Source organism: Pseudomonas sp. FG47, from assembly GCF_057809115.1.
Genome location: NZ_JBMDJI010000020.1, coordinates 93,813 through 104,242 on the forward strand (window position 1 = coordinate 93,813; position 10,430 = coordinate 104,242).

A 10,430-nucleotide genomic window follows, 5' to 3' on the forward strand; every position below is an offset into this window, starting at 1 on the left:
AAAGGCAATGAGAGAAAGTTGGGGCAGTGTCAGACAACACCCGGAATTGCTGGGCTTGCTGGGCGTGGTTTTCTGAAGCTGGGTATTAGTACACTTAGTTGATTATTTCCCGACGGTTTACAGGGATATTGATTGCTCTTAGGCTTGTTCATGTCGGTTGACGACACAACAGAAAAGAGAGCGAAACGATGGGCATGTACGAGCGGATTCCAAACGATCTGATCACCGCCAGCGAGGCTGCAGAGGTCTTGGGTGTGAGCCTGAACACGCTGAAGACCTGGCGCACCAGGAATCCGAATTTGGGCTACTTCCGGGGACACAATCGCGACATTCGCTACTCGCTCAAGGAGTGCCAGTAGTACTATCGCCGCTCGTTCCAACGCGTTGTGCCTGGATCTGGGCCACAATGATCCGCTCACCTACTCGACAATTTATTATCAAAAATGATAGTTTTTTGTCGAGTGGAATGAGGGCATGTGGTGAATCGAAAGCTGCTGATGGAGTCGTGCAGAACCCTGGCCGCAGCCGGAGTCTGGTGTGTTCCTGAGTCCACCTTGGTCGGGTTTGCGGGGTATCCGGACAAGGCCTACTTTCGCGTTGCGATGACCAGACATGTTCAGGCCGGGCTGATTGAGCGCCTCGCCCCCAAGCTATATGCCAATCCTTTCTTACGCCCGCCTGCAGTCGGGCTGTTTCGCTTAACCAATTTTCTACGTCCAACCGACCTCTGCTATCTGAGCTGCGAGTCAGTGCTCAGTGAGCATGGATGGATCAGCCAGCTGCCTTTCTGCTTAACATTCGTCACTACAGGCAGGAGCTACAGGTACAGCACAAAGCTTGGTGACATCGACTTCGTACACACTGAAGAAGATCCCAACACCTGGTATGGCCACATCACTAGAAATGACGACAGGCAGATCTGGGAGGCCACTCCCGAAAAAGCCCTGGCTGATCTCAAGCGCTACCGGCGTAACCTCGATCTCGTCCTGCCCGAATCTGAGCGCCCGGAATAGCCTCTCGCGGCGCCATGGCATATTATCCCCGATATTTAGATCTGGGGCCTCGACATGCCAAAACCATCTGACATTGAGCTCAAGCGCAACCAGCTTGCACGACTCAAAGCGAACCTCGATGAGTGCGGCTATCGTCTGGCCGAGCCCTTGGCAGTAGAAGACCCTCACACAGCCATTTTGCGCGCAAACGCGCTGTCTCAGCGCCTGAGCCTGGGCATGTTGATTTCAAAAGGCGGTGAGACGAAATCGGGCCTAATCAAGCAACTGGCTCAGCTTCCCGCAGTGCACGACGTTTTCGCTTTCCAAGAAGCCCCTGAAATCCAGCTTCGAGTTGGAAAGATCGCAAAATCGGATGAGCAAACTTACGTAGAGCTCGTTGCTGAATTCACCGCTGCGCTCGCCGAGCTGAATGCCCTGGAGGTCGAGCAGGGAGAAGAGGTATCGAAGCCAGAGGACATATCGGCTCGAATAGAAGCTGCTCCAAAGATCGGAAGACCACCAAAGTCTCCAATCGAGAACCTGGACAGAGGGCTGGCTGAGAACTACGGCATCGCTCGCCTTGCTTTAGCGAAAGCCATGATCAACGAAGAGGCACCCCGAACCATGGGGCGCCCAGCCCGCACAGTGGCTCAGGTTGAGGCGGACTACAGCAAGCGTAAGCAGGACTTAGACAATTCAATAACTGACCTCGAATCCAAGCTCAATGGCGTTGAGATACATGACCGCGCAGCCAAAATCTATCGAGATGCCCTGGCTCAGTTCAAGCGTCTAGTCAAAGAGCTGGGTGGCGTTGATCAGATCGAAGCCCGCGCTGAAGTGAACAGGCTCGAAGGCCACCTGAAATTCCTCAAGAGCGATCGGAAACGCTACATCGAACTCGGCGAGCCTGACTTGCCCTTGGAGCACCATAACTCCCCACGCCACCACCTATTGTCAGCAAAAGCAGAGCTGGCAGCAGTTCGCGACGTATACGACCAGCTGACGCTTCCGAGAGAGATCAAGCGCCTGAAAGACATCGAGGCCAAGAAAGCCAAGTAGCCTCCCAGCAGCTCCAACCCCAAGCAGCTTTGTTCCCAAACACCCGCTGGGCGGCTCAAGCCGGGGCTCAGCGTTGGTCGCGGCTAGAGCCAAATCGACAGAATGTACAGAACGATCAGCAGATTGAATGCGTTGCGACACAGATTTTTAAACGTACTCATCTCTCGCTCCCGCCTACATATTATGTCAATTATTAACTCACAGGCTCAGGTCTAAATCAAGGCCGATGCCCCGGCTTTGCTGGGGATTTCACGTTTTTCCCTCGTGCCTAGCCGCATTAGTACACCGAGTTTACTTTCTGAAAATTGCCAATTTGTCAATGGTTATCAAGAAATTATCCGACGAACGGTCTTGCCAGAAGCTCGATTTGACAACATATTGATCTCAGACGGGCTGCGCAGTGCGGCCTGACTTGAAGACTGGGCAGAGTGAGATGAATGCGTGCGTAAGGGTCGAAGACATTGAGGTAGCCATTGACGGTGCGGCTGCAGAGCGCGAGCGTGCGAGGCTTGCGGAGTCCCTAGGCTATCTGACAGAAACCCAGGTTGCGATGCTCGCTGGCGTTAAAAAGTCGACGCTGGAATCGTGGAGGAAGCGAGCGAAAGGGCCCGACTCTATCCTCTTTGGAAACGAGCCCCTTTACTCGAAAGCAGACGTTAAAGGCTATTTCGACAGTCTCGCGCAAGCCAAATCAGACCGAACTCACATCCGAGCCGCTTTGTGAGGCATCTTCGCCGGCTCTGCGAAGAGCCTTTCTGCGTTCGATCAGGTGAACTGACTCAGCCTTGATGTGTGTGTAACGACGCAACATTTTCCAGTCTTTGTGCCCTGTAAAAAGGGAGACTGACTCGATGTCGAGCTCTCGTGTGAACAGGTCAGTTGCGGCTGTGTGCCGTAGATCGTGGAATCTCAAGTCTTCAATGCCAGTTGCTTTGCAGGCGCGGGTGAATGAAGCGCTAACTGACCTTGGAGCGTACGGAAACAGTCTTCCAGTCTCCCGACCATTCATAGCCTTGTTAATCGGCTCAACGAAGTCATCTAGCACCGGCACTTCACCGTGATTACCCATTTTCTCGGTCGGATGCTTTCTATCTCGCACGAGCATCACTCTACGCTCCAGATCAATGTCCTCGATTCTGAGCATGCAGATTTCTTCTTGCCTAAGTGAAGTCAGCAGAGCAAATTCGATGACTGCAATCATGTCGATCGTGTTTCTCTTCATCTTTTGATAGTGCTCACAAAGCTTGGTCAGCTCGCTCGGGCTCGCGACTCGTGTGCGCTCGTTGGAACGTACTTTGAGCCCCCGTCTTGCGAGTGAGCGTCGAACGTCAAGGGTGATGTCGGGATCTAAATTGAGGTTTCTGACGTAGCGGGCCCAGCTGAGCACAGCTCTGAGATAGGCGAGGTCAACAGCAATAGTGACCCCTCCCGCTCCCTCCTTGACTCGACGATCAACGAAGTCTCGAACGACAGCTTCGCTCAGAGCCCGCAGTTTGACGTGCCCAATCTTGGTTTTCAGCGACTTCAACACTGCCTTCTTGTTCTTGCCGAACGACTTGACCTTGCCGACCTGCTCTTCATACACGCTCACAAGGTCTTCGAAGTTTGCGTCTTTCGGAGGATCCAGGTAGTCCCCTCCCGTAGACTGCTTGAGCTGCTGCTCGATCTCCTTCGCCCACTTCTTCGCAATTTTTTCAAGATCGAAGGTCTGAGACCTGTAAAATCCCCCGATCCTCACTTGAGCCCTGACCTTGCCAGACGGAAGCTTTGTGAAGGTAGCCATTTTCGTGTGCACCTCATGTGCAATTCGGTAGGTACATATTATAGACACTATTACTACCCATCAGTCACCTCATGTGCACTACGTGTGCACTTGCGCCTCCAAAACGCGTAAAATGGGTCTATCTTGAAAGAAAAAATACGATATGAATCAACAACTTATGTCGCGTAGATTTTCCGTTGCGCCGATGATGGACTGGACCGACCGCCACTGCCGGTTCTTCCTGCGCCTGCTCTCCCAGCACGCCCTGCTCTACACCGAAATGGTCACCACCGGCGCCTTGCTGCACAACGACGCCCAGCGCTTCCTGCGCCATGATCAAGCCGAGCACCCGTTGGCCCTGCAACTGGGCGGCAGCGTGCCGGCGGACCTGGCCGCCTGCGCGCGCCTGGCCGAAGCGGCGGGCTACGACGAGGTCAACCTCAACGTCGGCTGCCCCAGCGACCGGGTGCAGAACAACATGATCGGCGCCTGCCTGATGGGCCACCCGGCGCTGGTGGCCGACTGCGTCAAGGCCATGCAGGACGCCGTGAGCATCCCTGTCACGGTCAAGCACCGCATCGGCATCAACGGCCGCGACAGCTATGCCGAGCTGCGCGACTTCGTCGGCCAGGTGCGCGACGCCGGGTGCCGTAGCTTCACCGTGCATGCGCGCATCGCCATCCTCGAGGGCCTGTCGCCCAAGGAAAACCGCGAAATCCCGCCACTGCGCTATGACGTCGCGGCGCAGTTGAAGGCCGACTTCCCCGAACTGGAACTGGTGCTCAACGGTGGCATCAAGACCCTCGACGAATGCCGCAACCACCTGCAGACCTTCGACGGCGTGATGCTGGGCCGCGAGGCCTACCACAACCCGTACCTGCTGGCCGAGGTGGACCAGCAGCTGTTCGGCAGCATCGCGCCGGTGGTCAGCCGCGCCGAGGCCATGGAGAAACTGCGCCCTTATATCGTCGCGCACATGCAAAGCGGTGGCGCGATGCATCACATTACCCGGCATATCCTCGGCCTGGGCCAGGGCTTCCCGGGGGCGCGGCGCTTCCGCCAGTTGCTGTCGGCGGATATTCACAAGGCCAGCGAGCCACTGCAGGTGCTGGACCAGGCCGCCGAGCTGCTGCAAGGGCGCTGAGGGAACCTGGACCGGGGTTGGCACTCGAAGGGAGAGCCTTCGGCAGGCCCGGCGTTATAGCCGGCCTGCTTTGCAGCCCATCGCGGGGCACGTCCGCTCCTAGCGGGGGGCTTTCCCGATCTGCCTGCGACGGGCCTTGAGTGGTCGTCGGGGCTCGGGTAATGTCGAGTCATTGCACAGGACAGAGCACACCCATGACCTCCAAGCTGGAACAACTCAAGCAATTCACCACCGTGGTCGCCGACACCGGCGACCTCGACGCCATCACCCGCCTCAAGCCGGTCGACGCCACCACCAACCCTTCGCTGCTGCTCAAGGCGGCGGCCATCCCGGGTTACGCCGACCTGCTCAAGCAGGTCAAGGCCGACGCCAAGGGCAATGTCGACCTGGCCTGCGACAAGTTCGCCGTGGCGGTGGGTTCGGGCATTCTCAAGGTCATCCCGGGGCGCATCTCCACCGAGGTGGACGCACGGCTGTCGTTCGACGAGCCGGCGCTGCTGAAAAAGGCCCGCCAGTTGATCGAGCTGTACGACGCCGCAGGTATCAAGCGCGACCGCGTGCTGATCAAGCTGGCCTCCACCTGGGAAGGCATCCGCGCCGCCGAGCAGCTGGAAAAGGAAGGCATCCAGACCAACCTGACCCTGCTGTTCTCCTTCGCCCAGGCCCAGGCCTGTGCCGACGCCGGGGTGTTCCTGATCTCGCCGTTCGTGGGGCGCATCTACGACTGGTACAAGAAGAGCAGCGGCAAGGACTACGTCGGCGCCGAGGATCCGGGCGTGCAGTCGGTCACCCGCATCTACGACTACTACAAGACCAACGGCTACAACACCGTGGTCATGGGCGCAAGCTTCCGCAACATCGGCCAGATCGAACAGCTTGCCGGCTGTGACCGCCTGACCATCAGCCCCGAGCTGTTGCAGCAGCTGGCCGAAGACCAAGGCGCGCTGCCGCGCATCCTCACCCCAGGCAATGCCGGGGAGGCCAAGCAGGTGCTGAGCGAAAGCCAGTTCCGCTGGGCGATGAACGAAGACGCCATGGCCACCGAGAAGCTGGCAGAAGGCATCCGCCAGTTCGCCCGCGACCAGGAGAAGCTGGAAGCGCTGATGGCTGGCTGACAAAACCTGATACATCTTCGGCTTGATCGACGGGCGGTTAATGCAGAGCATTTCCGCCCGTTTTCATTGGGGTGGCCGCTGATGCCATCGCAGGGCAAGCCCGCTGCCACAATGAATTTGCCGCATTCCCCATAACCTGTGGGAGCGGGCTTGCCCCGCGAGGGCGTAATAGCAGACAAAGCCGAGCCTTAGATGATCCCCAGCGCCACCCTCCCCCTTGTCCTTGCCGGCCCGCTGCTGCGCCGTCTGGAGCCACAGCGCCTGGCGATCTGGCTGGTCGGTTCGCAACCGCTGCAAGCCGAATTTGTCCTGGAACAGGCCGGCATCAGCGCCACTGCGCATTGCGAAGTGATTGCGGTCGGTACGCACGCCTTCATCCACCTGCTGGATATCCACTTCGATCAGCCGCTACCCTGCGACGTGGCCCTCAATTACGACCTGCGCCTGGCCAACGGCCAGGGCATCGCCGACTGGGCCTCGCACCTGCTCTACCCCGGCGCCAGCCGCCCCAGCTTCGTGCTGCGCGAGCGCCTCGACCAGGTGCTCCACGGCTCGTGCCGCAAGCCCCATCATCCGGCTGCCGACGGCCTGCTGTGCGCCGACCGCCTGCTGGCCGCCGGCCCGCGCCCCGAGGAGCGCCCCGCCGTGTTGTTGATGAGTGGCGATCAGGTGTATGCCGACGATGTCGCCGGCCCCATGCTGCGCGCCATCCACGGGTTGATCGAGCGTCTGGGCCTGTTCGACGAGGCACTGGACGGCGCCCTGGTCGACAGCGGCGCCGCGCTCTACCAGCATCCGGCCTGCTATTACCACCGCGCCGACCTGCTGCCGGCGCAGCAAAGCAACGAAACCCTGCGCGAGCGCTTCTTCGGCGGCAAACGCAAGCCGATCTTCTCCTCCAGCAACGCCGACAACCACCTGGTGACCTTCGCCGAAGTCATGGCCATGTACCTGTTGGTCTGGTCACCGCTGCCCTGGTCGCTGGTGGGTATGCAGATGCCATCCGGCCTCACCGACAAGCGCCAGGCCCGTTACCGCCACGAACTGCCGCTGATCGAGGCCTTCCGCGACAGCCTCGGCCAGGTGGCGCGAGTCATGGCCCACCTGCCCTGCCTGATGATCTTCGATGACCACGACATCACCGACGACTGGAACCTGTCGGCGCAGTGGGAACAGACCGCCTATGGCCACCCGTTCTCACGGCGCATCATCGGCAACGCCCTGCTCGGCTACCTGCTGTGCCAGGGCTGGGGCAACGACCCGGACGGCTGCGCGGCGCTGGTCGAGCAATGCCTGCAGTTGAGCGATGAGCGGGACGTGCTGATCGGCGAACTGCTGCGTTTTCAAGGCTGGCAATACACTCTACCGAGCAACCCGCCACTGCTGGTGCTGGACACCCGCACTCGCCGCTGGCGCAGCGAGAGCAACCTGGCCAAGCCTTCGGGCCTGCTCGACTGGGAAGCGCTGAGCGAGTTGCAGCAGGCACTGCTGGACCACCCTTCGGCAATCATCGTGTCACCGGCGCCGATCTTTGGGGTCAAGCTGATCGAGACCGTCCAGCGGGTGTTCAGCGCCCTGGGCTATCCACTGCTGGTGGATGCGGAGAACTGGATGGCACACCGCGGCGCGGCACAGGTGATCCTCAACATCTTCCGCCATTCGCGCACGCCGGGGCATTACGTGGTGCTTTCGGGCGATGTGCACTACTCGTTCGTCTATCAGGTGCTGATCCGCCATCGCCAGCGCAGCCCACACCTGTGGCAGGTGACCAGCAGCGGTATCAAGAACGAGTTTCCGCGGCGCCTGCTGGATGTACTCGACCGGCTCAACCGCTGGCTGTATTCGCCGCGCTCGCCGCTGAACTGGTTCACCAAACGCCGGGAGATGGAGGTGGTGCCGCGCATACCGAGCCGCAGCATGGCCGGGGAACGGCTGTGGAACAGCGCCGGGTTGGGGCAGGTGTTCTTCGATGACCAGGGGCGACCGACGCGAGTGTATCAGTTGAATGCCGATGGTTCGCCGGCGACGGCGTTCATCCAGGACTGACGCCAGCGCCGGCCACGATGAGGATCAGGACCGCTCCAGCGCATGCACCAGGTCATGGAAGGCTTCGCGGTTGGAGTCGTTCAAGCCCATGAGGATCTTGTGCGCCTCCAGCACCTTGGAGCGCACCACGCTTTCGTCCTGGTCCTGCGAGGGCAGGTCGGTCAGGCACTCCGGGCATGGCACCGGGCGGTCGACAATGTTGAACACCTGGTCGAAACCCATGGACTGCAGCAGGCGGGAAATGTCGGGGTTGGTGGTCACCACGGTCGGCAGCAGGCCGACCTTCTGCCGGGACAGGATCGACAGCTTGGCCAGCAGGCCCAGGGTAGTGCTGTCGATGCTCTCGGTTTCGGTCAGGTCGATGACGATGGCCGAGAAGTTCAGCGCGGTGAAGATCTTCTCGATCGTCGCATCCAGCGCCGAACACAGGGTCAGGCGCACTTCACCGACAAATTTCAGAACGAAGGTCCCGCTTTGTTCGGCGAACTGGATTCTACCGGTACTCATTCAAGGTTCCTGCTCAACACCAATAGGGCGATATCATCCGGCATCTCCCCAAGCGTAGCCAATTCGAATCGTTGGCGCAGCCCCTCCAGGCTACCCCCCGCTGCCTTGACGATTTCCGGCAAGGTCGCTTCCTTATCTTTGAGTGTGTGCCCCGGCAAAAGGTCCAGAATGCCATCGGACATCAGGGTCAGGCTGAACTGCGGCGGCAGCTCCAGCACCTGGTCCTGGTAGCTGGCCTCGTCGAACAGCCCGACCGGCAAGCCGCGGCCTTCGAGGTAGCGGGCCTGGCCCGGGGTGTACAGCACCGGCAGCGGCAAATGGCCGCCGACGCTGTAGGTGAGCAGGCCGGTGTCCTCGTCGATGACCCCACCGACCATGGTCACATGCTTGCCCAGCTTGCAGTTGATCAGCCCGCGGTTGATGTGGCTGAGCACCTGCGAAGGCTTGAACTCGCGCATCTTGCCGCTGCGCTTGAATTCGAACAGCAGCCGCGTGGTCATGAACTTGAGCAGCACCGTGACGAACGCCGACGAGGCGCCGTGGCCGGATACGTCCGCCAGGTAGAAGGCGATGCGTCGGTCATCCACTCGGAAATAATCGGCGAAGTCACCGGACAGGTACAGCGACGGGATGATCTGGTGCTCGAAGGCGAACTCGCCGGCCACCCAGGGGTTTTCCGGGAGCATGTTCATTTGCACCTGACGCCCTGCGGTCTGGTCTTCCTGCAACAGGTGCAGGCTGGCTTCCAGTTCGCGGTTGGCGGCCTCGAGTTTGTCGCGGTAACGCTGGTTTTCCAGCACCAGGCGCGAACGGTCGAGCGCGCGGCGCACCGAATGCTCGAGCACGGCGAGGTCTTCCAGAGGCTTGATCAGGTAATCCGCCGCGCCCAGGCGCAAGGCCTCGACCGCATCGCTCATCACCCCGGCACCAGATACCACGATCACCGGCAATTGCGGCGCCAGCTCGCTGATCCGACGGATCAGCTCGAGGCCGCCCATTTGCGGCATGCGCAGGTCGCAGATCACGAGGTCGGGCTGGTGTGCTTCGAAGACCTGGAGCCCCTGCTGGCCGTTACCGGCCTGGAGGACGCTGAAACCGCTGTCTTCCAGATAGGCGGCGAGGCTGGCACGGACCACGTCGTCGTCATCGATGATCAGCAGCGTTGCACTGGTTTTCTGCATGTGGGCGAACGGCGCCAGATTTGGGTTGGCGTAGCGGCTGCGGAACGACCGACAGACGGCTACTGGAATGCTCTCTAGCCACTCTCTATCTGAGTTGTAGGACAAGAAAACTGGTCCGGCAAATAGTGAGGTGCCCTGTAAGGCGCTGACGGTACTCCCATCCGCCTGGCGTTTCAAGCATGGGCAGGTAGACTTCCCTGCACTTTACAGGGCAAATCACCCGGCGTTATAAGAAAGCCGACCCGCGCAACCTGAAGAAAGGATGCAAGCATGTCCCAGCACCCCGTGGATTACAGCGAAAAACGCGATTTCATTCGCATGCGTGTCGATGCCGAGGTCCAGCTGCTGCAGGCCGACCAGGTGATCAGCGCCGTGTGCATCGACCTTTCCAGCAGCGGCATGCAGGTGCAGGCACCGCAGCGTTTCCAGGTGGGTGAGCGCCTCGAAGTGCGCATCGACTCCGAGCACGCGGCCCTCGCCGGGCTGCATGCCAGCACCGAAGTGGTGTGGATCGCCGACCAGCCGGGCGGCGCGCAGCGCTTCGGCTTGCGCATCCTGGCGATGCATTAAGCCGTTACACATTCACCCAGAACAAATGGGGCCGCCCTGCGGCCCAGGGGGGGG

At 60.0% G+C, this 10,430-nt stretch carries 10 protein-coding genes; 7 read left to right on the forward strand and 3 right to left on the reverse strand.

The features are described from left to right. Positions 1–188 precede the first annotated feature (188 nt). The 3 genes from ACODS5_RS16265 to ACODS5_RS16275 all read left to right on the forward strand — a co-directional run bounded on the left by ACODS5_RS16265 (position 189) and on the right by ACODS5_RS16275 (position 2,051). Complete coding sequence (locus ACODS5_RS16265; protein ID WP_489109143.1) at positions 189–359, forward strand: helix-turn-helix domain-containing protein; 171 nt, start codon at positions 189–191, stop codon at positions 357–359. 120 nt (positions 360–479) lie between these two features. Beyond that, on the forward strand, positions 480–1,013 hold the full coding sequence (gene abiEi / locus ACODS5_RS16270) for a type IV toxin-antitoxin system AbiEi family antitoxin (RefSeq protein ID WP_489109144.1): 534 nt from the start codon (positions 480–482) through the stop codon (positions 1,011–1,013). A 54-nt stretch (positions 1,014–1,067) separates the two neighbouring features. Further along, positions 1,068–2,051, forward strand: a complete 984-nt coding sequence (locus ACODS5_RS16275; RefSeq protein ID WP_489109145.1) for a hypothetical protein — start codon at positions 1,068–1,070, stop codon at positions 2,049–2,051. Between the two features lie 691 nt (positions 2,052–2,742). Here the strand turns inward: ACODS5_RS16275 and ACODS5_RS16280 are convergent. Further along, positions 2,743–3,834: a tyrosine-type recombinase/integrase gene (locus tag ACODS5_RS16280; RefSeq protein ID WP_489109146.1), complete on the reverse strand. Its 1,092-nt coding sequence runs from the start codon at positions 3,832–3,834 to the stop codon at positions 2,743–2,745. 142 nt (positions 3,835–3,976) lie between these two features. On the opposite strand from ACODS5_RS16280, the gene dusA reads away from it, so the two are divergent. From dusA to ACODS5_RS16295, 3 genes are all read left to right on the forward strand, one after another. Next, entirely contained in the window at positions 3,977–4,957 is a 981-nt protein-coding gene (gene dusA / locus ACODS5_RS16285) for a tRNA dihydrouridine(20/20a) synthase DusA (RefSeq protein WP_489109147.1), read from the forward strand. 194 nt (positions 4,958–5,151) lie between these two features. Continuing rightward, positions 5,152–6,072 (forward strand): transaldolase, encoded by a 921-nt coding sequence (gene tal / locus ACODS5_RS16290; RefSeq protein WP_489109148.1) that lies wholly within the window; start codon positions 5,152–5,154, stop codon positions 6,070–6,072. A gap of 192 nt (positions 6,073–6,264) precedes the next feature. Next, positions 6,265–8,118: an alkaline phosphatase D family protein gene (locus ACODS5_RS16295; RefSeq protein ID WP_489109149.1), complete on the forward strand. Its 1,854-nt coding sequence runs from the start codon at positions 6,265–6,267 to the stop codon at positions 8,116–8,118. 24 nt (positions 8,119–8,142) lie between these two features. On the opposite strand, the gene rssC is transcribed toward ACODS5_RS16295, so the two are convergent. Further along, positions 8,143–8,625: an anti-sigma factor antagonist RssC gene (gene rssC, locus ACODS5_RS16300; protein ID WP_134691725.1), complete on the reverse strand. Its 483-nt coding sequence runs from the start codon at positions 8,623–8,625 to the stop codon at positions 8,143–8,145. Then, positions 8,622–9,806: a two-component system response regulator RssB gene (gene rssB / locus ACODS5_RS16305; RefSeq protein WP_134691726.1), complete on the reverse strand. Its 1,185-nt coding sequence runs from the start codon at positions 9,804–9,806 to the stop codon at positions 8,622–8,624. The genes rssC and rssB overlap by 4 nt, the downstream gene beginning before the upstream one ends. Positions 9,807–10,076: 270 nt before the next feature. Here rssB and ACODS5_RS16310 point away from each other — a divergent pair, with 270 nt between their 5' ends. Then, the gene (locus tag ACODS5_RS16310) at positions 10,077–10,376 is read left to right on the forward strand and encodes a PilZ domain-containing protein (RefSeq protein ID WP_134691727.1); all 300 of its coding nucleotides are present in this window, start codon (positions 10,077–10,079) and stop codon (positions 10,374–10,376) included. The last annotated feature ends 54 nt before the right edge of the window (positions 10,377–10,430 follow it).